We start from the raw sequence: 350 nt of genomic DNA, 5'->3' as shown, positions 1-350 counted from the left end.
AACGCTGAAAGCGCGCAGCTGGCTACCGAGGCGGCCAACACTACCCGGATCTTGGAATTAGAGCGCGAACGGCTGGCTCTAGCCGAAACCGACCTGGAGCGCATTCGCACGCTGACCGCACAGGGCAACGTCCCACAATCCCGCGGTGATGAGGCCGAGCGCGCGACGCTTCTGGCTCGCCGCACTGTCACCGAACTGGAAAACAGCCTCGCATTGATCCCGACTCGTGAGGCCCGGATCGCAGCACAGATCGCACGCAGCGAGGCCGCCATTGCGCGGGCCTTGAGGGCGCTGGAACACACTGGGATAAGAACGCCTTTCGACCTAAGAGTCACCGAGGTCGGTGCCGA

1 protein-coding gene is annotated in these 350 nt (G+C 63.7%); it reads left to right on the top strand.

Features of this window, described 5'->3' with window-relative positions:
* Window positions 1-350, top strand: a 350-nt coding sequence (locus E7681_RS18925) for an HlyD family secretion protein (RefSeq protein WP_211089843.1), incomplete at both ends; no start/stop codon positions are given.

The organism is Thalassobius vesicularis (assembly GCF_004799325.1).
In the GTDB taxonomy this organism is placed as follows: Bacteria; Pseudomonadota; Alphaproteobacteria; order Rhodobacterales; family Rhodobacteraceae; genus Thalassobius; species Thalassobius vesicularis.
This window is presented reverse-complemented; position numbering and strand designations above follow the sequence as displayed.